The following is a 24,106-nucleotide window of genomic DNA, read 5'->3' as shown; positions in this document are numbered from 1 at the left end:
CAGAACGATCCGTCGAAGCAACATGGCGACGTATCGGCTCCCTGCTCGATGACTTCCCGCCCAATGAATGCGCAAACTACCTCAGAAACTCAGGATATGCATCAACGTAATGTCATCAGAGTCTAGTTCTCGATGATCACGTGCGGCGAGGACTGGTTCGTTCCCGCAAGCGCGACCTCGCGCCCCTCCTTGGCCGATGCGCGCGCTTGGGACAGGCAGCGGCGCCAGTCGTGGAATTCGTCTATGCCGAGCATGCCGCGCTTGCCGCAGATGGCCCAGACGGCATCGTTCAGGCGCCGGTCGAGCACAGCAACCTGGCTGGGGCGATTGAGGTCCAGATCGGCATATTTGACCGTCTGGCTGAGATATACGCGCGACATGGCCTGACTCGGAGCAAGGCCGGCAAAGGCGGTGATTGCAGCAAGCAAGACAACTGCTGGCTTGGTCATGATTTCCTCTCCCAATTTGGACTGCGCCCCGATTGTGCCCGGAGGCTCTCGGCAAATGGCTGCCCAGGCCCCTCTAGTGTGCTCGGAACGTAGCTTGCGCGCTTTTACGCGATACTCACGAGAACGCATATCGAACGGAAAAGTTCCCGCGTTGTCTAACGGACAAGAGCCACGCCGAGGCGGAAGCGCGTCGTGCGCACGTCGTAGTCCAGCAGGTTTTCACCGTACCCCACGAAGCTCTGCCCGAAGAGGTAGAAGTCCGGCCCGCCGCCGAGGATGCGGCGCAGGGGGTAGGACATGTCTGCGGCAAACGACCCCTTGCCGCTGGAGAAGCTGAAACGCGTGGTCGTGGAAAGCCGTAGTCCGTCTTCCTCGCCGATCTGCAGGAACAATCCGGAATTGCCACGGTAGCGGCGGATATCGGGGTTATCGGACAAGTCGCCGACATAGAACCACAGACGCGGCGCGGCAGTCAGCCGCCAGCCGTCGCCGAGCGAAAAGGCCGCCATCGGCGCGACGTAGATGGTGTTCAGGCTGCGCGACAGGTCTCCTGCCCGCCCATTGGATATGTGGCGCAGCCCGACCTGCCCGCTGACCGTTGCCTCGCGCGAGAGACCGACGGGAGGCGACAGATAAAAGACCTCCGGCTGGAAATCGATGTTGCGGAACGGCGAGGAATGGGCGCCGAGATCCCAGAACATGCGCTGGGTATAGGCGAAGTAGAGGCCGTCCTTCAGCGAGGGCGGGCGGTCTTCCTGCGCGCGCTTGCCGAAGAGCTTGTATTTGAGGCTCAACTGGATGCGTGCCTCGGTATTGGTCCCGGGACCATAGACTGCATAGATCGGTTCGTAGGCGGAAAGGTTGTCCAGGAAGGCGTTCCCGATCGTCTTGTCGCCGGGGTCTGGTGTCGGCAGGGGCGGGGCGGCGTTGGCCAGTTCCGGGGCATCAGGGGTGCTGACGGGCGCCAGCACGATCTGCCGTGTGCCCCAGGCCGGCACCGAGAGCAGGGCATCTTCCGCGATGTCGGAGGCGGGAAGCAGATAGCGGGCAGATGCGAAGCCGCCGGGCGCGACCGAAACGGCTGGCGGCGTTTCCGGCGCACGCTCCAGCCACAGGGGCTGCACATCGCCGCCGGTTTCCAAGCGGGCTTCCACCCGGTCGGGCAGGTCGACGGTTTGCGGCGCGTCCGCGGCATTGAGCAGCCGGATTTCCACCGGTGCCATGCCGTCCGCGTTTCGCGCATCGGTGCGGCTTATCAGGATCTCGACGGCATCCTGTGCCCAGGCGGGGCTGGGCAGCGCCGCACTGGCGACGGCAGCGAGGAGAAGGGCGCGCGCGGTCCTGCGCGGCGATGCCGATTGGCGTCGTGCAATTTGGGGGTGGGGGGCAGAGAAACAAGTCAAGGCGCGGTTCCGGACAGAACGGAGAGGGTGTGCAGGGCGATCATGCGCTCCTCGTCTGTGGGGATTACCATGACCTTAGCCCGGCTGCCTACGGCGCTGATAACGGCTGCGTTGGCGGTGTTGGCGGCTTCATCCAGTTCGATGCCCAGCCATTCCAGGCGCTTGCAGATGCGGCTGCGCACGCCGGCATGGTTTTCGCCGATACCGGCGGTGAAGACGATACCGTCGATGCCCCCCATCGAGGCGGTCAGTCCCCCGGCCTCGCGCGCGGCGCGCCAGGCGAAGAGGTCGACGGCTTCCTCGGCCTCGGGCCGCTCGCTTGCCGAAAGGGTGCGCATGTCGCTGGACAGGCCCGAGACGCCGAGCAGGCCGGATTCCTTGTAGAGGAGGTGCTCCACCTCTTCGCTCGCCATGCCCAGCTGCGTCTCGAGGTGGAGGATCACGCCCGGGTCGATCGCCCCGCAGCGCGTGCCCATCACCAGCCCGTCGAGCGCGGTGAAGCCCATGGTCGTATCCACGCTCTTGCCGTCGGCCATGGCGCATAGCGAGGCGCCGTTGCCCAGATGCGCGGCGATCACCTTGCCGGCGGCGAGTTCGGGATCGAGTTCGGCAAGGCGGCGGGCGATGTATTCGTAGGAAAGGCCGTGAAAGCCGTAACGCCGGATACCCTGATCGTGCAGCGCGCGCGGGATTGCGAAGCGGGTCGCAACGGCGGGCCGGTCGTGGTGAAAGGCGGTGTCGAAGCAGGCGACTTGCGTGAGGTCCGGTGCGATCCGGGCAATGGCGCGGATCGCGGCCAGATTGTGCGGCTGGTGGAGCGGGGCCAGCGGGCAGAGCTTTTCCAGCGCGGCCAGAACGGTGTCGTCGATACGGCAGGGCCGGGCGAAACCGGTGCCGCCGTGGACCGCGCGGTGGCCGATGGCGATGACCTCGCGCCCTTCCAGATGCGACAGCGCCCAGTCGAACAGCCATTCCAGCAAGTCGGCATGGGTCATGTCCGCCCGGTCGGTCCAGTCCTCCTCGTGCAGCACCGTGCCATGCGCGTCGCGGATCGCGAGGCAGGGGGAGAGGCCGATGCGCTCTATCTTGCCGCCTGCCGACAGCGTCGGGACGTGCTCGTGATCGAGCGTGAAGAGAGCGAACTTGATGCTGGAGGAACCGGAATTGAGGCTGACGATCGCCTTCATGCCGGTGCGCCCTCGGGCAGGCCCGGCGCGGCTAAGGTCGATGCCCGGGCCAGCATGGCGGCGATTGCGCAGGAGGCGAGGCGCGTGCGCAGGCTGTCCGCCCGGCTGGTGAGGATGATCGGCACGCGCGCGCCCAGCACCACGCCGGCGGCGTCCGCACCGCCGAGGAAGGTCAGCTGCTTGGCCAGCATGTTGCCGGCCTCTAGATCAGGCACGACGAGGATTTCGGCCTTGCCGGCGACGGGCGAGACGATGCCCTTTTCTTTCGCCGCCGCTTCGCTGATCGCGTTGTCGAAGGCGAGCGGGCCATCGATCAAGCCGCCCGTGATCTGCCCCCGGTGAGCCATCTTGCACAGCGCGGCGGCTTCGAGCGTGGTCGGGATGGCGGGATTGATCGTCTCCACGGCCGAAAGGATCGCGACTTTCGGTTCGGCAATGCCGATGACGTGGGCCAGATCGATGGCATTGCGGATGATGTCCGCCTTTTCCATCAGGCCGGGCGCGATGTTGATCGCGGCATCGGTGATGATGAGCGGATCGGTATGGCCCGGCACGTCCATGACATAGGCATGGCTGATCCGCCGCTCGGTGCGCAGCCCGCTCACGCGGGAGACCACCGCGCCCATCAGCTCGTCGGTGTGGAGCGAGCCTTTCATCAGAAGTGCGGCCTCTCCCGTCCGCACGAGGCCGACTGCCTTCTCGGCGGCGTCGTGGCTGTGCAGGGCGGGGACGATGCGGAACGGCGAAATGTCCTTGTCGGCTTCCTCGGCCGCCGCGCGGATGCGGGCTTCGGGGCCCACGAGCAGCGGTTCGATCAGCCCCGCCTCGGCCGCCTCGACGGCGGCGGTCAGCGCCGATGCCGAGCACGGGTGGGCGACGGCCGTGGGCACGGGCTCTCCCGCAGCGGCATCGATCAGGCGGTGGTAGGCATGGTGGTCGGCCAGCCGTATGTCGGGCAGGGCGACGCGCGGGCGGCGTATTTTTTCCGTCGGGGCCATGACTTCGGCCTGGCCGGCGATGACCGTCTCGCCCTTCTGGTTGTCGCAGCGGCAGTCGAGCACGAGGATGTGCTTGTCCGCCCGCTTCTCGGTCACAGTCACCGTCGCGGTGATGGCATCGCCCAGTCCCACCGGATGCAGGAATCGCAGCGACTGCCCGAGATAAATCGTGCCCGGCCCGGGCAGTTCCGTTCCCAGCACGGCCGAGAGCAGTCCGGCGCCCCACATGCCGTGGGCGATGATGCGGCGGAAGAAGTCGCTTTGCGCGAATTCGGCGTCGACATGCGCCGGATTGACGTCTCCGGAAACCAGCGCGAAGAGCTGGATGTCCTTGTTGGAGAGCGTGCGGGTCACGCTTGCCGTGTCACCGACCTTGATCTCGTCGAAGGTCCGGTTCTCGATCATCTCTTCGGTCATGCGGCTATTTCTCCAGCACGTAGCGGCCGGGAGCGTCGGCAATCGCCGGGTACCCCTTGTCAGGTGCGCCGAGCGGCGGGGGCGCGGTGGGTTCGCCCGAATGGGCGTCCAGCCAGTGGCTCCATTCGGGCCACCACGATCCCTGCTTCTTGTGGGCGAGTTCCTGCCATGCCTCCGGATCGTGCGACTTGCCGTCTTCCTTGCGCATCAGGACTTGATAGCGCCGGTGATCGTGGCCGGGTTCGGAAACGATGCCCGCGTTATGCCCTCCGCTTGCCAGCACGAAGGTGATCTGCGTCTCGGTGAGCAAGTGGATCTTGTGGACCGATTTCCACGGCGCGACGTGATCGCGCTCGGTCCCCACGACGAACAGCGGGCAACGGATGTCACTCAGCGCGACCGTGCGTCCGTCGACCTTGAAGCGGCCTTCGGCAAGATCGTCGTGAAGGAACAGCTCGGTCAGATATTCGCTGTGCATGGCATAGGGCATGCGCGTGCCATCCGCGTTCCAGGCCATAAGGTCGATCATCGGCTCGCGTTCGCCCATCAGATAGGTCTTGAGCATGCGCGACCAAACGAGGTCGTTGGAACGCAGGAGTTGGAAGGCTCCGCCCATCTGGCTGCTGTCCAGATAGCCGCGGCTCCACATCATGTTTTCCAGGATGTTGAGTTGCGCCTCGTCGATGAACAGTCCCAGCTCGCCCGGTTCGCTGAATTCGGTCTGCGCCGCCAGCAACGTGACGCTCGCCAGTCGTTCGTCGCCGTCGCGCGCCATGGCCGCTGCCGCGATCGACAGCAGCGTGCCGCCGAGGCAATAGCCCGTGGCGTGGACCTTCTTGGCGCCGGTAATGGCGGTAACCGCGTCCAGAGCGGCCATCGGTCCTTGCCTCAGATAGTCGTCGAGCCCGAGGTTGCGGTCCTTGCTGGTCGGATTGTGCCAGGAGATCATGAACACCGTATAGCCCTGGCCGGTCAGCCAGCGGACGAGCGAGTTCTCCGGCGAGAGATCGAGAATATAGTATTTCATAATCCAGGCCGGCACGATCAGCACCGGCTCGGGGCGGACCGTTTCGGTAGTCGGCTCGTACTGGATCAGTTCGATAAGCTGGTTGCGCCAGACGACCTTGCCGGGGGTGACGGCGACATCCTCGCCGACTTTGAAATCTTCCGCGCCCATCGGCGGTTCACCCCGGAACTGGCGCTGTGCGTCCTCGAGGAAATGCTGGAAGCCATCGACGAGGCATTTGCCCCCGGTCTCCACGATCCTTTGCTGCAGCACGGGGTTGGTGGCGATGAAGTTGGTCGGCGCCAGAAGATCGAGCAGTTGCCGCGCGCTGAACTCCATCACCGTTTCGTGGTGCCGGGTTACCCCGCCAATCCCTGTCGTCGCCGCATGCCACCATTGCTGGTTCAGCAGGAAGGACTGGGCAATGAAGTTGAACGGCGGCTGATCCCAGGCAGGATCGGCGAAGCGCCGGTCCTGCGGCAACGGCTCGATGGCGTGGCAGGCCTCGGGATCCTGCTTGCAGCGTGCCATGTAGTCGAGCAGGCGCATGTACTTGCGCGTCAGTTTCGCGCCAAGCTGAAGCTGTTTGCCCGGCGAACTGGCCAGATGCACCGCCCAGTCGGTTGCTGCCAGAAGCAGGGTTGCCGGGGACAGGCCGTCGGTCATCCGTGCGATGGCCGCGGCGGCGGCCCGGTCGAGTGTTTCGGTGATGCCGTCCAGCGGATCGGTAGGCTGCGCTTGGTCCGTGTTCGTGTTCGTCAATGTTCAGGTTCCGCTGTTCTCGATGCCCTCAAAGATGGCACCGCCGTGTTGCCGGGCGATGTCGCCTGCGACATTTTGGGAATGGCCGTTCCGTTCGCACCGCGGCGGTGCCGAAACCATGACGTCGGTCAAGATTGCGGGCCATCGTCGGGATCGTGGCCGGGCCAGTGCGGGAGGAGGGGGCTGTGCGGGGCGCAGATGGTCCTCGTATGCAGAATTCATAACCGAGTCGCGTTCGGTTATGTCCATGTTTGCGCTGCCGAATATACATTGTGTTCGGTCAGACGACCATGCCGTGCGGCAGGGCGTGGGGTGCCGTTTCCGGCTGATATTCGTCGTGGGTGGCGCGGGCGCATGAAAAAGGGCCGTGCCTCGCGGCACAGCCCTTTCGAAATTCGTTATGTCTTTGCGCTTACTTCGGGGGCATGCGGATCGCGCCGTCGAGGCGGATGCACTGGCCGTTGAAGTAGGTGTTGCGCGAGAGTTCCATCACGAGGCTGGCGAACTCTTCCGGCTTGCCGAGGCGGCGCGGGAAGGGGACGGCCTTGCCCAGACCCTCGAACACTTCCGGCGCCATTTCCTTGACGCGCAGCATCGGCGGGGTGGCGAAGGTGCCCGGCATGATCGCGTTGACGCGGATGCCCAGATCCATGAGGTCGCGCGCCATCGGCAGGACCATGGCGTTCACCGCGCCCTTGCCGCCGCCGTAGGCGACCTGGCCGATCTGGCCGTCCTGCGCCGCGGCGGAGGAGGTGAAGATAATGCAGCCGCGCTCACCGTCGTCGTTGAGCGGCTCGGCATTGGCCATGCCCAGCGCCGCGATCGAGGCCATGCGGTACGAGGCAGTGAAGATGCCTTCGGCCGACTTGGCGATCTGCTCGGTGGCGGTGCGCTTGTAGCAGTTGTTCTTCTTGTCCCACGAGACGGTCTTGCCGCCGCCGGCGACGACAGCGCAGTGCACGACGATGCGTTCCTGGCCATTGGCCGCGCGCGCCTTGGCGAAACCGGCCTCGACGCTTTCCTCGTCCATGATGTTGACGTTGCAGAAGACGCCGCCGATTTCCTTGGCGAACGCTTCGCCGGCTTCGTCGTTGATGTCGAAGATGGCGACCTTCACGCCGGCATCCGCAAGCGCCTGGGCGCTGGCGCGGCCGAGGCCCGAGGCACCGCCGGTGACGATAGCGGCGATGGTGTTGTCGATTTTCATTGGCGAAGTCTCCCGCATCTGGCGAATCGAATTGAAGGCCTCGCTAGCCCAACCGGTACGAGATTGTCGAAATGCGGATGCTTGCAGGGTGCAAGTATCGCTCGAGCGGACCGCCACGCCCCGGTGCTGTTCCGAGACGGCAATCCGGCTTGCACCGATTGACGATGGGCTTGCGCCTACGGGCAGGCGCGCCTTGGATGCAGCGTCGAAACAGCGCAGCATTGTTGAGACACAAGCGGCACCGCATGCAACCGGGCCGCAGGAGTGGAGAGAACCATGGCCGAAGGTGACGTGACCCTGGATACGAGCGATGTCGACAAGTGGGTCGGCAAGCCGGTAATTTTCGCCGAGTTCTGGGATCCGTGCAACGCGACGGACATCCGCCGCTGGGTGCAGGCGATGGACTATGCCAACCCGCTGCACTGGGACGAGCAGTTTGCCCGCAGCTCTAAGTTCGGCGGCATCGTTGCGCCGCAGAGCTTCACGGTGGCGATGGACTATGGCCATGGCTGCCACCCCTCGTGCGTCGGCAAGATCCCGGGTTCGCACCTGATCTTCGCGGGCGAGGAGTGGTGGTTCTACGGCAACCCCGTCCGCCCCGGCGACAAGCTGACGCAGGAGCGCAGCTTCGCCGGCTACAAGGTGACCGACACCGCCTTTGCCGGGCCGACCATGTTTGCCGACGGCGATACCGTCCACCGCAACCAGCACGGCGCGCTCGTCGCCAAGGAGCGGGCGACCTCGATTCGCTACCTCGTGGACGAAGCGGCCAAGCGCAAGGTCTATGACAAGGGCAACGTCCCGCCCAAGCTGTGGACCCAGTCCGAACTGGAAGAAGTCGCGAAGCTGCGCCTGCAGTGGATCAAGTCCAACCGCGAGGGCATCTCGCCGCGCTTCGGCGATGTGCAGGTCGGCGACAAGCTGCCGCGCCGCGTGATCGGCCCGCACAGCCGCGTGACCTTCGCGCTCGAATGCCGCGCGCACCGGCAGAACATCTGGGGCACCTGGCGCTGGAACGTGCCTGAGGGCACTTACGATCCGGCGACCGAGGATGCCGGTTTCGGCGAGGACATGACCTACGACTTCGAGGCCCGCAAGATCGATCCGCGCCACGGCGACGGCCTGTTCCACGGTCCGTCCTCCGGCCACATCAACGCCGAAAAGGGCGAGAAGGTCGGCATGGGCGGCGTCTATGGCTATGGCTCGTCGATGAATGCCTGGCACGTCGACACCATTGCCTACTGGGCGGGCCACGACGGCTACATCTGGCATTCCAAGACGCAGTTCCGCAGCCCCGCCTTCGAAGGCGACGTGACCTACATCGACTGCGAAGTGATCGACAAGCAGGAGACCTCGCCCTTCGGCATGCCGGTCGTTACCGTACAGTCGAAGATGACGACGCAGGAGGGCGCGACGATCCTCAAGGGCACGGCAACGGTCTCGCTGCCCGTCTGACATTAAGCGAATGGCGAGGCCTCGTGCCTCGCCGTCCAGCCAATGCGAAAAGGGAGAGCGCATGGCCGATCGCGAAGACATCATCGAAGTCCTGAACCTCTACGGGTTCGCCATGGACACCCGTCGCTGGGACCTGTTCGACCGTATCTTCACACCCGATTGCGATGTCGATTACGGCCCGACCTCGAGCTGGCGGGAGCGCGAGGCGTTCAAGACCGACTTCGGCACATTCCACGATCTGTTCGACGCCACCCAGCACGTTATGACCAACCACCTCGTCAAAGTGGATGGCGATACGGCTTCGGCGCATACTTACGGCAGCTGGCGGCTGATCCGTCACGCGGCGGGCGATCCGCCGGTGTGGGACGGCACCGGCTATTACGACGATCAGCTCGTTCGCACCGCCGATGGCTGGCGCATCGCCAGGCGCGTGTGCCGCGTGGTGTACTGGACCGGCAATCCCAGGGTGCAGACGCCGATGGAGGACATGGTCTTCCGGCTTGACCTTGTCGCGCTGCATGCCGAAGCTCGGGAGGAGAGGCTCAACTTCCTGAAAGCGATCACCTGATGGCCAAGCAACGCGACGCGATCCGCATGTCCGATGAGGAGATCGTCGCGTTCATGGACCGGCAGCAGAACCTGCAGGTCGCGACCATCGGCAAGGACGGCGCGCCGCATCTCACCACTGTATGGTTCGTCGCGCACGAGGGGCGCATCCTGTTCGAGACCTATGGAACCTCGCAAAAGGTCGTGAACCTGCAGCGCGATCCGCGTCTTGCGGTGCTGGCGGAAGACGGCACGACGTACGACACGCTGCGCGGCGTCTCGATCAACGGCAGGGCCGAGATCATCGCGGACCAGCCCCGGCGCGGGGAACTGATGGAAGTGCTGATCGGCCACCACTTTCCCGGACTTTCACCCGAACAACTGCGATCGATGAGCGCCCGGATGGCGGAAAAGCGTGTGGTCGTGGCGGTCGAGCCCGAGAAGGTGGTCTCGTGGGATCACACCAAGCTGAGCGGCAAGGGGCCGTGAATTTCCTGCCGTCGGCACGGCAAAGTCGGCGGATGGAGCGCCCGCTTTGCCGTCAAGCCATGGCCGTCGTCCAGACTTTCACCTGATTTCGACCGGCAGCTTTCGCCGCATAGAGTGCCTTGTCGGCCCGGTCGATCGCATCTTCTACGGTCCGTTCAGGGTCGAGCAGCGTCAGGCCGCAGGACACCGTAACCTGGAACGCGGGCCGCCCGCCGAATGCGAACGAATGCGAGGCAAAGTCGGCGCGCAGCCGCTCGAGCAACGTTTCGGCCGTCGCGACGTCGGCCCCGGGTGCGCAGACCAGGAATTCCTCGCCGCCATAGCGAAAGATCCTGTCGTGAGACCTCAGTCCGGCAATGGTCAGTCGCGTGAAAGCCTTGAGGACTTCGTCGCCTGCCATATGACCGTTCTGGTCGTTGACCGACTTGAAGTGGTCGATATCCAGCATTGCAACGACGCAGGGATGGACCTTGCGTTTGACCAGCTCCAGCTGCTCGCGCAGTTTCGGCAGCATGCTTGTGCGGTTTTCCGTGCCGGTCAGCGGATCGAGGTTGCGGATCGATTCCTCGAGTTCGTGCTTCATGGTGAGAGCTTCGAGCCGCATGCGCTTCAGGGCTGCGAGGAAGCGTTCATATTCGCCGAGCGGCGGGGCTGTGCCGTCGCTTGTCGAGCGCAGCAAGCCCGAGGCCAGCTGATGCATTCGCTCGTGCTCTATGGCGATCTCGGCGAAGCCGGGATGATCCTGTAGGGATGCGGCACCCGTTCCGTAATACCATTGGCCGAATCTGCAGTGCCTGTGCGCATCCGCGGCGACGTCGCGCTCGTCGAAGGGAAGGCGGCAGATCAGCGTCTGGTTTATCGCCTCGGCCCATTGGTCGTGATTGAACAGTGCCTGATCCAGCTGGACCAGCGCCGCGCGCATCAGATTTGCATTCATTCGGTCTGCTCCCGGAGGCAAGATCGCAGCGCCTTGCCGTTCCCCATACGGGCCGGGCGATTTTTGAAAGGGCGTTGCGTCACGTCACGCGATGTAGCGCCAATTCGTTTTCATATGATTGCCTGCGGTTCGCAATGGCGCGCTTTTTGCGCGGGTTCCAATCTCAGGCTGCCACGGCTTGTGAACCTATCGCGGACGTGTCGAAGGGCGTCGTCTGGTAGATGTGGTTGATCCAGTTTCCGAAAAACAGATGCGCATGACTGCGCCAGCGGTTGCGGGGCGCCTGCGAAGGATCGTCGTCGGGGAAATAGCCCGAGGGAATCTGCTCGCTTCCGTCTCGCGTGAATTCCTTGGCCAAGGTGCCAGTATCGTATTCGAAGTGATTGAACATGTGGAGCATCCGGCGATCGGGATCGTCGACGAGGCAGGGGCCGGTCTCCTCGCTGGCCGCGAGCAGCTGCAGGCCCGGAACCGTCTTGAGCACGCTGTTGCAGGCTTCTGCCCATCGCGACACGGGAACTGGGAAAGTGTCCGAGAATCCCCGCAGATAGGGCGATCCGCAATCCAGGTTCCTGTGGGGGAAGATGCCCCAGGCCTTTTGCGCCAATGTGCGCTTGGGAACGCCGTGGAAATGATAAAGCGCAGCCTGCGCAGCCCAGCAGATCGTCAGGCAGTGATGGACGTGCGTCTGGGTCCAGTCGAAGATGTCCTGCAGTTCGCGCCAGTAGCTTACGTCCTCGAACGGCAAGCGCTCGACCGGGGCGCCGGTGACGATGAAACCGTCGAAGCGCTCCGGGCGCACTTCGCTCCACGGGCGGTAGAAGGCGGCCATGTGATCGGGAGAGGTGTTGCGGGAAACGTGATCGCTGATCCGCACCAGGGTCAGCTCGATCTGCAACGGTGTCGCGCCCAGCAGCCGGGCCAGCTGGGTTTCCGTGACCACCTTGTCCGGCATGAGGTTGAGCAATCCGATCCGCAGAGGGCGGATGTCCTGGCGCACCGCATCGGTTTCGCCCATCACGATAATGCCTTCGCTCTCCAGCGTCTGCCGTGCGGGAAGTTCGTCCGGAATCTTGACGGGCACGTTGCGTAGTCCTTGCTGCGGAGACGACGCTGCGTGGCTTGATCCGTTTGCTTGCCGGCTCGGCCACATCCTCCTTGCGGAGTGCCACCTTGCCCGGATCGGCAGGTTGGCGTTGGGCGTCGCCCCAACTCTTGATGCTGTGAGCGCCTTACGCCGCTTTGCGGTGTTGCGCAATGGCGGCCATGCAGGCCGGACGGCGTGGTTCGTTCACCGTCCTTTCCAGACCGGCGCGCGCTTTTCGACGAAGGCGCGGATGCCTTCCCACCCGTCTTCGGATCCTATCCAGCGCCGGAAGGCGGGATGGTCCTGCTGCCCGGAGATCGCGGTGGCCAGACCGGGCTGGTCGATGCTCCACTCTGCCAGCGCCTTGGTCGCGCGCACGGCTAGCGGGGCATTGGCGAGGATCTGCGCGCAGATCGCCTCGACCATCGTGTCGAGTGCTTCGGGAGCCACAAGCTTGCTGACGACGCCCATGGCATAGGCTTCCTCGGCACTGACGGGGGCACCGGTCAACAGGGGCAGCATGGCCTGCTTCATTCCCGTCTGCCGCACGAGCCGGTGGATGCCGCCGGCGAGTGCGATCATGCCGCGGCGCGGCTCGGGCAGGCCGAAGCTGGCGCGGGTGGTCGCGACGATGAGGTCGCAGGCCAGCGCGAATTCGAAACCGCCGCCAAGACAGAGACCGTCGACCACGGCGATCACCGGCTTGTCGAGGTCGTAGCGTTCGGCAAGGCCGGCATAGCCCGTCTCGGCATATGGCAGCCCTCGCTCGGGATCGAAGGCGGCGAGATCGCTACCCACGCAGAATGCGCGGGCACATGCGCTGCGTACGATGCAAATCTGCAGGTCCGGGTTGGCGGCAAGTCGCTCGAACGCTTCGTGCATCGTCGCGTGCATTCCGGCGGTCATGGCATTGAGCTTGGCGGGCCGGTTCAGCGTGATCGTCATCACGCCATCGTGCGCCACCACCAGCACGTCGCGTGCCGTCATTTCCTCTACCCCCGCATTGTGTTTGACACATGTCTATTATCATGAGGGCCGCTTGCGCAATGCCGTATGTTCAATGGATATGTGTCAACGCCATCGGGCGCTTGGGAGGGCCGATAGGAGGCGCCAGTCGGTAGGGGCGTCAGCCCAGCGCCTTTTCCTTTTCTGCGTAAAGGCGTTCCAGCTCGGCGCGGCTCTTCTTTTCCGCGGCGGTCTTGAGCTGGCCGCAAGCCGCATCGATGTCGCGCCCGCGCGGGGTGCGCACCGGGGCGGAAATGCCCGCCTCGAACACGATGTTGGAGAAGGACTTGATCCGCTCGGGCGTCGAGCAGTCGTAAGGCGCGCCGGGCCAGGGGTTGAACGGGATCAGGTTGACCTTGGCCGGCAGCTTGTAGTGCTTGATGAGGCGGACCAGTTCGCGCGCGTCCTCGTCGCTGTCGTTCTTGTCCTTCAGCATCACGTATTCGAAGGTGATGCGCCGGGCATTGCTGGCGCCCTTGTAGTCGGCGCAGGCCTGCAGCAGTTCCTCGATGCCGTACTTCTTGTTGATCGGGACGATCTCGTCGCGCACGTCCTTGGTCACCGCGTGGAGCGAGACGGCCAGATTGACGCCGATTTCCTCGGCGCACCGATCCATCTGGGGGACCACGCCCGAAGTGGACAGCGTGATGCGGCGCTTGGACAGGGCAAGGCCGTCGCCGTCCATCACCAGCTTGAGCGCATCGCGCACGTTGTCGAAGTTGTAGAGCGGCTCGCCCATGCCCATCATCACGATGTTGGTGAGCAGGCGTCCGTCCGCCGAGTAGCCGCCGTCATCATCGACCAGATCGTCGTCCAGTGCGGCAAGGTCCGCCTGGCCGGACTTGGGCCATTCGCCCAGCGAATCGCGCGCGAGCATGACCTGTCCGACGATCTCGCCCGCCGTCAGGTTGCGCACGAGGCGCATGGTGCCGGTGTGGCAGAAACGGCAGTTGAGCGTGCAGCCGACCTGCGAGGAAACGCAGAGCGTGCCGCGGTCCGCATCGGGGATGAAGACCATCTCGAAGTCATGCCCGTCCGCCGTGCGCAGCAGCCACTTGCGGGTGCCGTCGCTGGAGTGCTGGGCCTCGACCACCTCCGGGCGGCCGATCACGAAGCGTTCGGCCAGCCAGGGGCGCATGGTCTTGGCAATGTCGGTCATCGCCTCGAAATCGGTGACGCCGCGGTGGTAGAGCCAGTGGAACACCTGCTTGGCGCGCAGTTTGGCCGCCTTGGCATCGAGCCCGGCCGTTTCGAACAGCTCGGCAATGCGCTTCTTGGGTAGGCCGATAAGATCGACGCGGCCATCCTCGCGCGGGGTTACGTCGCGCGGGACGGGCACGGGGTCGATGTGCCCCGGGATCGGCATGAGTTTCGTGTCTGACATGATTGGGGCCCATATAGTGCAAGCCGGAGCATTTCGGAAGAGCGCAGGATTCTTGCGCTCATCAATAGCGTCCGAATCAGCGCAATTGCGCGCAGCCGATCGCGGCGGCGTCCATGGCGGAGGCCGCGCCGGCGAGCGGCCAGGTGTTGGAAAACCGCCGGCCTTTTTCATCGCGCGAATAGACCGTCATGCGGGTGGCCGATCGCATGGCCGCGACGATGGCGGCATTGTCGCGGTCGTCCCTGGGCCAGGCATCGCCGCCGCCGCCGGTCAGTTCGATGCGCTCGGCGCCGATGCGCAGCACGATCTGCGCTCCTTCGGCCATCTTGCGCGAAAGGCGGAAATGCACCTGGTTGCGTGCCGAGCGCTTGGGCCAGGTCCCGATGGAGGCATAGGGCTGGTAATCGCGATGCAGCGTGCTCGGAAGCGCCATGGCAATGGCATAGCAGCGCGGCACCAGAGGATCGCGAAAAGCCCCCCAGCCGCCGTAGAGGCCAAGGCTGTCGCGCGCCTGCGCCACGCCGGTGCAGGTGGCGAGGGCAGCAAAGGCGGCGAAGATCGTGAATGTCCTGCGCATGACTATCGAGGGCTCATGGCACGAAATGGCGTCTCCGCAAACGTTTCAGGAGAGTTTCGCCGACAGCGAAGCGACCGCCGCTTCGACGCCGCTGGCAAAATTACCCTTGCGAAAGTGCGGGATCATGTCGTCCCGGATCACCTCGGCGCAAGCTGCATCCGTCAGCACCTTCTCAAGGCCGTAGCCGACAGCAATCCGGGTCTTACGTTCTTGAGGCGCGATCAGGACGATGATGCCATCGTCGTAGTCCTTGCGGCCTACGCCCCGGCGATTGCCGAGCGCGCGCGTATAGGTCGCGATATCTTCACCACCGAGTGACGGCGTTGTGACGACAACCATTTGATGGCCGGTCGCCTCCTCAAGTCTTTGCAGCCGGGCCGACAATCGTCTTTCGACATCCGCAGCAAGAATGTTTGCCGCATCGGTGACACGGCCCTGTAGGCGCAGTGTATCGCTTGCCGATTGGCTGCTCGCCGCTGCCGAGGCCTGGTTTGCGCCACCGCCGCAACCTCCAGCCAACAGCAGGAGCGGAAGAATGGCCAGCAGGATGCGGGAAGGCTGCTTCATGAAAACAGCTTTCCCGCGTCTTTGGACTTACGTCAACGGCCGGATCAGGCGATCTCGCGTTCGACTTCGCCGACTTTCTTGCCGTCCTCGAAATAGCCCAGGCCATAGTCGCCCTTGATCGTGGTGCGCAGGGTCTGGCGTTCGTACTTGGCATCGCAGCCTTCGACCGCGTGGAGCATGCGGTGGTTGTCCCAGATCACCATGTCGGTGGGCTTCCACTGGTGCCAGTAGGCGCTGGTGCCTTCGCCGCGGCGGTTGATCTCCCTTGCCACCTCGTCGAGCATGCGGTCGCCTTCCGGGTCCTCGTGGTGCTCCAGGCCGACAGCCATCCACGGGCCGTAGTGGAGGACCTTCTCCCCGGTCTCGCGGGTCCAGATGGCGGGGTGCATGGCGCGCGGGAACCTGGCGGCTTCCTTGAGGAGCTGCGGCGTGGTCGAATGCTCGGTCAGCGGGGTGAAGTTGACGCCGTACTTCATCGTCGAGAGGCGGGTGTCGAGCGTGTAGATCACGTTCTTGCCCTCGATCTTCTCGAGCAGGTCCCCGGGGAACTGGCGGTAGAGTTCGATGCCGTCCATGAACCCGGTGCGCCCGCCGACCGGCGCGTTGATCGGCGCGCGCAGCACGCCGGCGTAGTTGAGTTCGTCGTTGTAGCAGTGGTCGAAGTGCCATGGCGAGTAGCGGGCGATCACCTCGCCGTTCATCTCCACCAGGCCTTCGCCCCTGGCGACGTCGTCGCTGGGGCGGTAGTGCATGTCGATCACGCCTTCGGCGGCGTCGCCGGTTTCCTCGTCGCGCGGGGTGGTCGTGGTCGGGTGGTCCTTGAGCGGGCCGAAAACCTTGCTGAGCGCGACCTGCATCCTGGCGCTGGGCTCCACGTCGCGGAACACGATCATGCCGCGATCCACGAACAGGTCCCGCAGTTGCTGGCGGACGTTCTCGTCGGCCAATGCTTCGAAATCGAGGCCCTCTACCGCAGCGCCGAAGCTTAGCTTCTCGTCCAGGTCCTTTACGACAATTCCAGTCATTCCCATCATCCCGTTCACAGCGCGGATGCGCTTTTTCCGAGCGTTCGGCCGGCATCCGTCAGTTAAAACTAAGCACGCTTATCATATTGCCGCCCGCCGTGTCTCCCAGCCAAGCGAAAAGTTTGGAACACGTGCATATCCTTGTTGCGTTGCAGCGCAGCAGACCGCACACTCTGCCGGCTCACGGAGGAGAGGGACGGGCCCGGTCAAACGGCCGGCACGGCTTCCGGAGGCAGACATGACGGGGCGTTACGAGTTCGTCGTTATCGGCAGCGGGCCTTCGGGCCGTCGCGCGGCGATTCAGGCTGCGAAACTGGGCAAGTCCGTTCTCGTGATCGAGGGGCGGATGAAGGTCGGGGGTGTTTCGGTGCATACCGGGACGATCCCTTCCAAGACCCTGCGCGAGACGGCGCTGAACCTGTCCGGCTGGCGCGAGCGCGGGTTCTATGGCCGATCCTACCGGGTGAAGAAGGAAATCGGCAGCCAGGACCTGTCGATCCGTCTCGGCAAGACGCTCGATTACGAAGTCGACGTGCTGGAGCACCAGTTCCTGCGCAACGGCGTTTCCACCATGGCGGGCTTTGCGCGCTTTCTCGATGCGAACCGGCTGGTGGTGACTTCGCCCGACGGCAGCGAACTGATCGTGGAGGGCGAGCGCTTCCTGATCGCGGTGGGGACGGTGCCGTTCCATCCCGACAACATCGACTTTTCCGATCCCGACATCATGGACAGCGATCAGGTGGTCGACGTTCCGCGCCTGCCGCGCTCGCTGACCGTCGTCGGGGCAGGGGTGATCGGCATAGAATACGCAACGATCTTTTCGGCGCTCGATGTGGCGGTGACCGTGATCGAGCCGCGTACGAGCTTTCTGGATTTCGTCGATCGCGAGATCATCGATGAATTCGTCCATCAGCTGCGCGATCGCGGGGTGGCTTTCCGGCTCGGCGCACCGGTGGACAAAGTGGAGAAGGGCGCGGACGGGCGCGTTCTGACCACGCTCAGGGACGGGCGTGTGGTACGTACCGACATGCTGCTCTACTGTGCCGGCCGGATGGGCGCGACTGCAGATCTAGGCCTGGACAATTGCGGCCTGACTACGGATGTGCGCGGGCGCCTCTCGATCAATCCCGAGACTTACCAGACCGACGTCGCGCACATCTACGCCGCGGGCGATGTGATCGGCTTTCCCAGCCTTGCCTCGACCTCGATGGAGCAGGGACGCATCGCCGCCTGCCATGCCTTCGGCCTTCCGCTGCCGCCGGCGCCGGCGTTTTTCCCTTACGGTATCTACGCGGTACCGGAGATTTCGACCGTGGGGATGAGCGAGCAGGAAGTACGTGACCGGGGCATCAATTACGAGACCGGCATCGCACGCTTCCGCGAAACCAGTCGCGGCCACATCATGGGGCTGGAGCAGGGGCTGATGAAGATGATCTTCTCGAACAAGACCCGCCGCCTGCTGGGCGTCCACATCATCGGCGAGGGGGCGACCGAGCTGATCCACATCGGGCAGGCCGTGCTCAACCTGAAGGGCACGATCGACTATTTCATCGAGAATACCTTCAACTACCCGACGCTCGCCGAAGCCTACAAGATCGCCGCGCTCGACGCCTGGAACCGCATGGCGCGCTGAGCGCGCCGGGCCGCAGTTTACCTGACACATCTGAAGCTGCGGGTCGTGCCCGGCGGCGGCGTCTCATCGCCTGAAGCGGTATTCGGTCTGGGCCTGCTGTGCAGGCTGGTTGTCCATGGTCATGCCCGGCCCGTGCCGCGATGCGACGATCGGAAGGTTGATGATGAACGAAAGCGCTTCTTCTGCGATGGCCAAGGTCCCGGCGGTGACGCTCGGGTTCTGGGTCATCAAGATCCTTGCGACCACGCTGGGCGAGACCGGCGGCGATACCCTATCGATGAGTTACGACATGGGATACCTCGTCAGCACGGCGATCTTCGTGGTGCCCCTGCTCACGCTGGTGGCAGCGCAAATCCGCGCGCGCCAATATTATCCCTTTCTGTACTGGGCGACCATCGTTGCCTCGACCACGGCCGGTACGACCATGGCCGATTTCGCGACGCGTTCGCTGGGCATCGGCTATCCGGGCGGCGCTTTGCTGCTGGCCGGCTGTGTGGCGGTTTCGTTGGCGGTTTGGAAGGCGGTTCTGGGGTCCGTTTCGGTGGAAACGGTCGGCACGCCCCGGTCCGAGGTGTTCTACTGGCTGACGATCACGTTTTCCCAGACGCTGGGCACCGCGGTCGGCGATTGGGCTGCCGACGATGGCGGTTTCGGCTATCTGGGCGGGGCGATGCTGTTCGGCGGGCTGCTGCTGGCCCTCGTGGTCTTGTGGAAGACGACGCGTACGAGCCCCGTGCTGTTGTTCTGGAGCGCCTTTATCCTCACCCGTCCGCTCGGTGCGACGGTGGGTGATTTCCTCGACAAGCCTTTTGCCCATGGCGGGCTTGATCTCAGCCGTCCGATGGCGTCGATGGCGCTCGGCGCTGCGATGATCCTGCTGATCGTGGTTCTGCCGCAACGCGCGGGGCGCCATGTCGCGGTAGCCTGAACAGGCAAACCCCGCGTCTGCCGGTACAGGTGCGGGGCTTGCCGATATTCAGCCGAGTTCCTTCGGCTCGCCCGTGCCCATGTAGCGGGCGAGGTTGCGGTGCAGGCTGATCACCGCGCCTTCGGCCTTGGGGTTGGGCATGTTGCCGGCATAGCCACCCATCTTCATGCCCTGCTGAACCGCCGCCATGTTGGAGAAGTCCTGCAGCAGCACGTGGGGGAAGTCCGCCGGGTCGGCATATTGCCACTGGGTGTCGGCCTCTTCGCCTTCGGGATAGAGCTCGTAGACTGCGACTTCGAAGATGCACTTGTCCGGATTGTAGCCGTAGGGCCGCGCCTGGTAGCAGAGCATGTTGTTCACCGCGTGGCCGATCTGCTGGTTGGGGAAGATTTGCCACGAAGTGCCGCTGGCCGCGACATGGGCAGGATCGACCTCGGGCCAGACCACGCCGCGTTCCGCATCGATCTTGCGCGAGGTTTCGAGCCAGTAGCGCAGCACTTCGGCCGCCGAAGTGCCTTCAGGCAGGACATCGGGCAGGGTCTGCGCCACGTCCACCAGCGTCTTGGTGGTGTTGGTGTTGACGCCTTCCCAGGTGTACTTCTGCATCACCGCCGTCGTGGTGCGCGGATCGCCCGCGCCAAGGCGCAGCTTCGAGGCGTTTTCCTTGGGGCCTTCGCCGGTGTCGTAGCCGATATGGCTGTGCTTGCCCTGCGGGCGGCCCCAACCGGTGAAGTCGCCGAACTCGGTGAATTCGGGGTGCGTGCCCGGCACGTGGTAGGTCTCGTTGAAGGCTTCGAGCGCGACCTTCCAGTTGCAGTCGAACACCGTCCAGTTGCGCCAGCGCGGGCGCATGTTCTGGAGCTGGAAGGGATCGAGCATGGTGGCTGCGGGTTCAAGGTAGTCGCGCAACGGCTCGGCTTCGGGATCGAGATTGATCCACACGAAGCCTCCCCAGGTGTCGATGTTCACTTCGCCAAGCCGGGTCACTTCGTCGCACAGCTTCGGGCCCCAGTCTTCCTTCGACTGGATATAGCTGGCCTTGCCGTCCAGCTCGAAAGTCCAGGCGTGGAAGCCGCAGACGAAATTCATGCGCTGGCCGTGGGCATTGCGCTCGCCCTTGGGGGTGTCGACGAGGCGGCGGCCGCGGTGGGTGCACACGTTGCGGTAGGCCTTGATCTTGCCCTCCGCGCCGTTCGCGGCATCGCCTTCGGCAACGCGCACGATCAGCACCGAATCGTCGAGAATCTCGTAGGTGATGTAGCTGCCGACCTCGGGCAGATCCTCCACGCGGCCGGCCTGCAGCCAGCACTTGCGCCACAGTTTGTCGCGCTCGGTGCGGGCGTAATTCTCTGAAATATAGGCCTCGACCGGAATGACGACCGGTTCCGGCGTCGCTTCCGTGGCTGCCTCGAGCTTGCTGAATTCGTTCATGACACCGCTCCCGTCAGGTTTTGCCGGCGTTGCTAATCAACAACGATGTTTACTGACGGGGGCGTAGCGCCGAGAGGGCGCGCGGAACTTTGATCAAACGCAAAACTGTCAGCTGCGGGGATATTCGATGGCCATGATTTCCCATTCCTTCTCGCCGGAAGGCAGGCGCACGGTGCGCAGGTCGCCGATGGCCGCGCCGCGCAGGGCGCGGGCGAGCGGGGCGCTCCAGCCGATCCGTCCGGCCGAGGCGTCCTGTTCGTCGTCGCCGACGATGGTCACGGTGATGCGTTCATCGTCCTCGTCGGCAAGTTCGACCGTGGCGCCGAAGAACACCTTGCCGCGCTCTTCCTGCCGTGCGGGATCGATCACGCGCAGCTTCTTCATCCGGCGAGCCAGATGGCCCAGCTCGCGGTCGATCTCGCGCATGCGCTTGCGCCCATAGAGGTAGTCGCCGTTCTCCGAACGGTCGCCATTGCCCGCGGCCCACGACACGATTTCCACGATCTCGGGGCGTTCCTTGCCCAGCAGATGATCGTAACGGGCGCGCAGGGCAGCCATGCCTGCCGGGGTGATGGGAGGGGCGACGGGTTTCATGGCCGCGTCCCTAATGCACCTTGGGGGCCAATTGAACCTCTCTTGCCGCTCGGGGGCAGCCGGGCATCAGCCCGGGCTGCGCTTGCCCGGCATCAGGCGGGTGAGCTTGTTCGGCCCCTTATAGTCGGATTTGTCCGGGTATATCGCTTCATAGTCCACCGCGTTTTCGAGCACGCGCTGGACGTAGTTCTTGGTTTCGTAGATCGGGATCATCTCGATCCACCTGATCCAGTCCACCGCGCCGGTGCGCGGATCGCCATTGGCGCGCAGCCACTTGTTCACGTTGCCGGGTCCTGCGTTGTAGGCGGCCACGGCCAGTGGCGTGGCACCGCCGTAGTAGTCCATCATGCGCGCGAAATAGCCGTCGCCCAGACGGATGTTGTAGGAGGCATCGCCTGTCAGCGCCGGGGAATCGTAGCGCAGCCCCATCTTGCCCGCCTGTTCGCGCGCGGTGCCCGGCATGAGCTGCATCAGCCCGCGCGCGCCGGCATGGCTCATCGCATTCTGGGCGAACTGGCTTTCCTGCCGGGTGATGGCGTGGACCATGGTCCAGTTCGTGCCGGGCGGCGTGGGGATCAGCGGATAGGAAATTTCGCCGAATTCGCCGAAGCCGTCGGCATGGGCGCTCTGGCCGAGGATCACCGCGAGATCGCGCCTGCCGATTTCCCTTGCGAGGTCGGCGACAAGAACGTGGTCCGCCTCGCTCTGTGCCTGGTCGCTGATTTCGCGGAAGAACCGGACGGTGGTTCGCCAGTCGTTATGGAGCGCGACGTCGCGCACCGCATGGGTGATCGGCTTGCTCAGGAAGGCCTGGCGCTCTGCCTTCGTAGGTACCGCCTGCGGCGTGGTGTCGAGGTTCGGCAGCGGACGCCCAAGGCGTTCGAGTGACAGCTGGCCATAGAAATACTGGGGATACTGCGCCGCCATTTCGAAATAGCGATTGGCGCCCTGGGTATCGCCCGCCTGCGCCAGTGCGCGTCCGGCCCAGTAGAACCCCTTGGACCGCGTGCCCGGCGTTTGCGCGGCGGCGCCATAGCGGTAGAACAGCGGCGCGGCGCTGCGCGGGTCGTCGAGCGTCCACAGGGCTTTGGTGCCTCCCAGCCACACCAGCGAGGTATAGTCGTCGCGCAGGCGATAGGATTGCTGGCTGATGTCGGTGCCCGGCTCGAAGGCGTCGTCGATCGAACTGGCGATCTTGACCGCGGCATCGGCGCCGGCGCCGCGCGCGGCGGCAAGCAGCTCCTTCACCCACTTCTCGGGCTCCGGAACGGGTTCGCGCAGCAGGGGGCGATTGACGAGCATTGAGATTGAATCGCCGAGACGTCCCGACCTGCGTGCCTGGACCGCGCGATTGTAGACGTAGCCGGGGTCGCCCGTGACGTTGGAGGGAAGGGCAAGGCCGAGGCTGCCCGGCGCCGAGCCCTGGAGCAGGGCCAGCCGCTCCATGAAGACATTGCGCTTGCCCGCGGAAACGAAGGAGATCTGCCGTTCGGCCTGATCGGTTTCTCCCTGCCAGAGCAGGGCGTTCATGCGGGCATCGTGGTCCGCCGGGGTCAACTGGTCCCGATAGAGGGAGAGCAGGGTGGCTTCGGCGTTGGGCGCCAGGCTGCCTCCGCGCCAGGCGGCGACGGCCTTGTCGCGCGCGTCGAACCGGCGCACGGCGGCCAGCGCGGTGGCGTAGCGTCCGGCGGCTTCACTGCTGAGCGGCGGGAAGCGATCGAAAAAGGCGATGACGGTCTGCGGATCGGGAGATTCGCCCAACAGCGCCCTTTCGGCGAATCCGCGAATCTTCTCTTCCTGCGGATAGCCGGGGAAAGTCAGCAGAAAGCTGGAATACGTGGAAAAATCCTGCCGATCGTTGGCGACCAGCATTTTCCAGCGGTCGACCGATTGGTGGACGGTCATTTCGTGTCGCTGCAGCGCACGGGCGCGCGCCACGTCCCATTCACGGCCGTCCTGCGCCCAGGCAGGCGCGCCGATACCCGTTACGGAAACGGTCAGGATCAGGGCAGATTTGCGCAACACGCTGGACATTTTGGAAAGAGGCTCCTTATCAGGCGCTGAACGTAAAGGCCGATGCAGAAGGGGATGGTCCCCGACGGGCCCGATAATTGAACGTCAGCAGGGGTAAAGTCCATGTTCTCGGGGTCCATACCGGCACTTGTCACACCGTTTCGCGACGGAGCGTTCGACCGGCCGGCTTTCTGCCGCCTGGTTGAGTGGCAGATCGAGAACGGCTCAGCCGCGCTGGTTCCCTGCGGCACCACCGGCGAATCACCGACGATCAGCCTTGAAGAGCACATGCTCATCACCGACGTGTGCATCGAGGTGACCGCTGGCCGGGTTCCCGTGATCGCCGGAGCGGGGTCGAATTCGACGGCCGACGCCGTCATGCTCGCCCGCCATGCCGAGGAAGCCGGCGCCGATGCGGTGCTGGTCGTCACGCCCTACTACAACAAGCCGAACCAGGAAGGCCTGTTCCAGCATTTCAAGTGCATCCACGATGCCATCGGCATTCCGATCGTGCTCTACAACATTCCCGGCCGCTCGATCGTCGATCTGGCGCTGGAGACCATTGTGCGGCTGGCCGAGCTGCCGCGCATCGTTGGCATGAAGGATGCGACCGGCGATATCGCGCGGGTTTCGGACTATCGCCGGACCATCAGTGAGAGCTTCTGCCAGCTTTCCGGCTGCGATGAATCCGCGCTGGCCCATTTCGCCCATGGCGGCATGGGGTGCATTTCGGTTTCGGCCAATGTTGCGCCCCGGCTCTGTGCCGATTTCCAGGCAGCCTGCGCTGCGGGCGACATGGCTGGCGCGCGTGCCCTGAACGACAGGCTGCACCCGCTGCATCGGGCCATGTTCGCCGACTGCTCGCCGGGGCCGGTCAAGTACGCGATGTCTCGCGTGCTCGACTGGATGACGGAGGAAGTGCGCCTGCCGGTCGTCGCCTGCAATGCCAAGGCACGCGCCGCGGTCGACGAGGCGCTGGTCCACGCCGGCCTGCTCTGACGCAGGT

23 protein-coding genes, 1 pseudogene and 1 riboswitch are annotated in these 24,106 nt (G+C 64.6%); of the genes and pseudogenes, 7 read left to right on the top strand and 17 right to left on the bottom strand.

What is annotated here, in order from left to right:
- A pseudogene (locus tag NZK81_RS14380) lies at window positions 1–110 on the top strand (IS630 family transposase); the annotation flags it as partial.
- 12 nt (window positions 111–122) lie between these two features.
- On the opposite strand, the gene NZK81_RS14375 reads toward NZK81_RS14380, so the two are convergent.
- The 6 genes from NZK81_RS14375 to NZK81_RS14350 form a co-directional block, all read right to left on the bottom strand.
- Entirely contained in the window at window positions 123–449 is a 327-nt protein-coding gene (locus tag NZK81_RS14375) for a UrcA family protein (RefSeq protein WP_260046835.1), read from the bottom strand.
- A gap of 155 nt (window positions 450–604) precedes the next feature.
- A complete protein-coding gene (locus tag NZK81_RS14370) occupies window positions 605–1,672 on the bottom strand; it encodes a phospholipase A (protein ID WP_311202096.1) in 1,068 nt (355 codons plus the stop codon).
- 176 nt (window positions 1,673–1,848) lie between these two features.
- On the bottom strand, window positions 1,849–3,039 hold the full coding sequence (locus NZK81_RS14365; RefSeq protein WP_260046834.1) for an acetate/propionate family kinase: 1,191 nt from the start codon (window positions 3,037–3,039) through the stop codon (window positions 1,849–1,851).
- On the bottom strand, window positions 3,036–4,454 hold the full coding sequence (locus NZK81_RS14360; RefSeq protein WP_260046833.1) for a bifunctional enoyl-CoA hydratase/phosphate acetyltransferase: 1,419 nt from the start codon (window positions 4,452–4,454) through the stop codon (window positions 3,036–3,038). The genes NZK81_RS14365 and NZK81_RS14360 overlap by 4 nt, the downstream gene beginning before the upstream one ends.
- Before the next feature lie 4 nt (window positions 4,455–4,458).
- Window positions 4,459–6,222, bottom strand: a complete 1,764-nt coding sequence (locus NZK81_RS14355; RefSeq protein WP_260046832.1) for a PHA/PHB synthase family protein — start codon at window positions 6,220–6,222, stop codon at window positions 4,459–4,461.
- Between the two features lie 412 nt (window positions 6,223–6,634).
- A complete protein-coding gene (locus NZK81_RS14350) occupies window positions 6,635–7,429 on the bottom strand; it encodes an SDR family oxidoreductase (protein ID WP_260046831.1) in 795 nt (264 codons plus the stop codon).
- A gap of 276 nt (window positions 7,430–7,705) precedes the next feature.
- On the opposite strand from NZK81_RS14350, the gene NZK81_RS14345 reads away from it, so the two are divergent.
- The 3 genes from NZK81_RS14345 to NZK81_RS14335 all read left to right on the top strand — a co-directional run bounded on the left by NZK81_RS14345 (window position 7,706) and on the right by NZK81_RS14335 (window position 9,919).
- Window positions 7,706–8,884 carry an FAS1-like dehydratase domain-containing protein gene (locus NZK81_RS14345; protein ID WP_260046830.1) on the top strand — a complete coding sequence of 393 codons (1,179 nt, stop codon included), beginning with the start codon at window positions 7,706–7,708 and terminating at the stop codon, window positions 8,882–8,884.
- Between the two features lie 61 nt (window positions 8,885–8,945).
- On the top strand, window positions 8,946–9,452 hold the full coding sequence (locus NZK81_RS14340) for a nuclear transport factor 2 family protein (protein WP_260046829.1): 507 nt from the start codon (window positions 8,946–8,948) through the stop codon (window positions 9,450–9,452).
- Window positions 9,452–9,919 carry a pyridoxamine 5'-phosphate oxidase family protein gene (locus NZK81_RS14335; RefSeq protein WP_260046828.1) on the top strand — a complete coding sequence of 156 codons (468 nt, stop codon included), beginning with the start codon at window positions 9,452–9,454 and terminating at the stop codon, window positions 9,917–9,919. The genes NZK81_RS14340 and NZK81_RS14335 overlap by 1 nt, the downstream gene beginning before the upstream one ends.
- A gap of 52 nt (window positions 9,920–9,971) precedes the next feature.
- Here NZK81_RS14335 and NZK81_RS14330 read toward each other — a convergent pair whose 3' ends face one another.
- The 7 genes from NZK81_RS14330 to NZK81_RS14300 form a co-directional block, all read right to left on the bottom strand.
- Window positions 9,972–10,856: a diguanylate cyclase gene (locus NZK81_RS14330; RefSeq protein WP_260046827.1), complete on the bottom strand. Its 885-nt coding sequence runs from the start codon at window positions 10,854–10,856 to the stop codon at window positions 9,972–9,974.
- A gap of 163 nt (window positions 10,857–11,019) precedes the next feature.
- The gene (locus NZK81_RS14325) at window positions 11,020–11,940 is read right to left on the bottom strand and encodes a homoserine O-succinyltransferase (RefSeq protein ID WP_260046826.1); all 921 of its coding nucleotides are present in this window, start codon (window positions 11,938–11,940) and stop codon (window positions 11,020–11,022) included.
- Between the two features lie 37 nt (window positions 11,941–11,977).
- Window positions 11,978–12,083, bottom strand: a riboswitch (SAM-I-IV-variant riboswitch).
- Between the two features lie 64 nt (window positions 12,084–12,147).
- Entirely contained in the window at window positions 12,148–12,930 is a 783-nt protein-coding gene (locus tag NZK81_RS14320) for an enoyl-CoA hydratase-related protein (protein ID WP_260046825.1), read from the bottom strand.
- Between the two features lie 139 nt (window positions 12,931–13,069).
- Window positions 13,070–14,332 carry a dual-specificity RNA methyltransferase RlmN gene (gene rlmN / locus NZK81_RS14315; protein ID WP_260046824.1) on the bottom strand — a complete coding sequence of 421 codons (1,263 nt, stop codon included), beginning with the start codon at window positions 14,330–14,332 and terminating at the stop codon, window positions 13,070–13,072.
- Between the two features lie 76 nt (window positions 14,333–14,408).
- Window positions 14,409–14,909 (bottom strand): hypothetical protein, encoded by a 501-nt coding sequence (locus NZK81_RS14310; protein WP_260046823.1) that lies wholly within the window; start codon window positions 14,907–14,909, stop codon window positions 14,409–14,411.
- Window positions 14,910–14,954: 45 nt separating this feature from the next.
- Window positions 14,955–15,476, bottom strand: a complete 522-nt coding sequence (locus tag NZK81_RS14305) for a TPM domain-containing protein (RefSeq protein WP_260046822.1) — start codon at window positions 15,474–15,476, stop codon at window positions 14,955–14,957.
- A 44-nt stretch (window positions 15,477–15,520) separates the two neighbouring features.
- Window positions 15,521–16,501 carry a TauD/TfdA dioxygenase family protein gene (locus NZK81_RS14300; protein ID WP_260046821.1) on the bottom strand — a complete coding sequence of 327 codons (981 nt, stop codon included), beginning with the start codon at window positions 16,499–16,501 and terminating at the stop codon, window positions 15,521–15,523.
- Window positions 16,502–16,739: 238 nt separating this feature from the next.
- Here NZK81_RS14300 and sthA point away from each other — a divergent pair, with 238 nt between their 5' ends.
- A complete protein-coding gene (sthA, locus tag NZK81_RS14295; RefSeq protein ID WP_260046820.1) occupies window positions 16,740–18,134 on the top strand; it encodes a Si-specific NAD(P)(+) transhydrogenase in 1,395 nt (464 codons plus the stop codon).
- 63 nt (window positions 18,135–18,197) lie between these two features.
- On the opposite strand, the gene NZK81_RS14290 is transcribed toward sthA, so the two are convergent.
- Window positions 18,198–18,329: a hypothetical protein gene (locus NZK81_RS14290; RefSeq protein WP_260046819.1), complete on the bottom strand. Its 132-nt coding sequence runs from the start codon at window positions 18,327–18,329 to the stop codon at window positions 18,198–18,200.
- Between NZK81_RS14290 and NZK81_RS14285 the strand changes: the two genes are divergently transcribed.
- Window positions 18,298–19,062 (top strand): COG4705 family protein, encoded by a 765-nt coding sequence (locus NZK81_RS14285; RefSeq protein ID WP_419181689.1) that lies wholly within the window; start codon window positions 18,298–18,300, stop codon window positions 19,060–19,062. The two genes, NZK81_RS14290 and NZK81_RS14285, sit on opposite strands and share 32 nt — an antisense overlap.
- Window positions 19,063–19,110: 48 nt before the next feature.
- On the opposite strand, the gene NZK81_RS14280 is transcribed toward NZK81_RS14285, so the two are convergent.
- The 3 genes from NZK81_RS14280 to NZK81_RS14270 all read right to left on the bottom strand — a co-directional run bounded on the left by NZK81_RS14280 (window position 19,111) and on the right by NZK81_RS14270 (window position 23,121).
- A complete protein-coding gene (locus tag NZK81_RS14280) occupies window positions 19,111–20,493 on the bottom strand; it encodes an aromatic ring-hydroxylating oxygenase subunit alpha (RefSeq protein WP_260046817.1) in 1,383 nt (460 codons plus the stop codon).
- A gap of 108 nt (window positions 20,494–20,601) precedes the next feature.
- On the bottom strand, window positions 20,602–21,087 hold the full coding sequence (greB, locus tag NZK81_RS14275) for a transcription elongation factor GreB (RefSeq protein ID WP_260046816.1): 486 nt from the start codon (window positions 21,085–21,087) through the stop codon (window positions 20,602–20,604).
- Between the two features lie 66 nt (window positions 21,088–21,153).
- Window positions 21,154–23,121 carry a lytic transglycosylase domain-containing protein gene (locus NZK81_RS14270; protein WP_260046815.1) on the bottom strand — a complete coding sequence of 656 codons (1,968 nt, stop codon included), beginning with the start codon at window positions 23,119–23,121 and terminating at the stop codon, window positions 21,154–21,156.
- A gap of 102 nt (window positions 23,122–23,223) precedes the next feature.
- Here NZK81_RS14270 and dapA point away from each other — a divergent pair, with 102 nt between their 5' ends.
- The gene (dapA, locus tag NZK81_RS14265) at window positions 23,224–24,099 is read left to right on the top strand and encodes a 4-hydroxy-tetrahydrodipicolinate synthase (protein ID WP_260046814.1); all 876 of its coding nucleotides are present in this window, start codon (window positions 23,224–23,226) and stop codon (window positions 24,097–24,099) included.
- Window positions 24,100–24,106 lie beyond the last annotated feature (7 nt).

The sequence above is a fragment of the Novosphingobium mangrovisedimenti genome (assembly GCF_025153475.1).
Classification (GTDB): Bacteria; Pseudomonadota; Alphaproteobacteria; order Sphingomonadales; family Sphingomonadaceae; genus Novosphingobium; species Novosphingobium mangrovi_A.
This window is presented reverse-complemented; position numbering and strand designations above follow the sequence as displayed.

Coding starts and splice junctions, on each gene's coding strand:
- NZK81_RS14330 (WP_260046827.1), bottom strand. CDS start 10,856: ATGAATGCAAATCTGATGCGCGCGGCGCTGGTCCAGCTGGATCAGGCA.
- NZK81_RS14375 (WP_260046835.1), bottom strand. CDS start 449: ATGACCAAGCCAGCAGTTGTCTTGCTTGCTGCAATCACCGCCTTTGCC.
- rlmN (WP_260046824.1), bottom strand. CDS start 14,332: ATGTCAGACACGAAACTCATGCCGATCCCGGGGCACATCGACCCCGTG.
- NZK81_RS14350 (WP_260046831.1), bottom strand. CDS start 7,429: ATGAAAATCGACAACACCATCGCCGCTATCGTCACCGGCGGTGCCTCG.
- NZK81_RS14285 (WP_419181689.1), top strand. CDS start 18,298: ATGAACGAAAGCGCTTCTTCTGCGATGGCCAAGGTCCCGGCGGTGACG.
- NZK81_RS14300 (WP_260046821.1), bottom strand. CDS start 16,501: ATGACTGGAATTGTCGTAAAGGACCTGGACGAGAAGCTAAGCTTCGGC.
- NZK81_RS14360 (WP_260046833.1), bottom strand. CDS start 4,454: ATGACCGAAGAGATGATCGAGAACCGGACCTTCGACGAGATCAAGGTC.
- NZK81_RS14370 (WP_311202096.1), bottom strand. CDS start 1,672: ATGGCACCGGTGGAAATCCGGCTGCTCAATGCCGCGGACGCGCCGCAA.
- NZK81_RS14320 (WP_260046825.1), bottom strand. CDS start 12,930: ATGACGGCACGCGACGTGCTGGTGGTGGCGCACGATGGCGTGATGACG.
- NZK81_RS14310 (WP_260046823.1), bottom strand. CDS start 14,909: ATGCGCAGGACATTCACGATCTTCGCCGCCTTTGCTGCCCTCGCCACC.
- NZK81_RS14345 (WP_260046830.1), top strand. CDS start 7,706: ATGGCCGAAGGTGACGTGACCCTGGATACGAGCGATGTCGACAAGTGG.
- dapA (WP_260046814.1), top strand. CDS start 23,224: ATGTTCTCGGGGTCCATACCGGCACTTGTCACACCGTTTCGCGACGGA.
- NZK81_RS14365 (WP_260046834.1), bottom strand. CDS start 3,039: ATGAAGGCGATCGTCAGCCTCAATTCCGGTTCCTCCAGCATCAAGTTC.
- greB (WP_260046816.1), bottom strand. CDS start 21,087: ATGAAACCCGTCGCCCCTCCCATCACCCCGGCAGGCATGGCTGCCCTG.
- NZK81_RS14340 (WP_260046829.1), top strand. CDS start 8,946: ATGGCCGATCGCGAAGACATCATCGAAGTCCTGAACCTCTACGGGTTC.
- sthA (WP_260046820.1), top strand. CDS start 16,740: ATGACGGGGCGTTACGAGTTCGTCGTTATCGGCAGCGGGCCTTCGGGC.
- NZK81_RS14305 (WP_260046822.1), bottom strand. CDS start 15,476: ATGAAGCAGCCTTCCCGCATCCTGCTGGCCATTCTTCCGCTCCTGCTG.
- NZK81_RS14335 (WP_260046828.1), top strand. CDS start 9,452: ATGGCCAAGCAACGCGACGCGATCCGCATGTCCGATGAGGAGATCGTC.
- NZK81_RS14280 (WP_260046817.1), bottom strand. CDS start 20,493: ATGAACGAATTCAGCAAGCTCGAGGCAGCCACGGAAGCGACGCCGGAA.
- NZK81_RS14270 (WP_260046815.1), bottom strand. CDS start 23,121: ATGTCCAGCGTGTTGCGCAAATCTGCCCTGATCCTGACCGTTTCCGTA.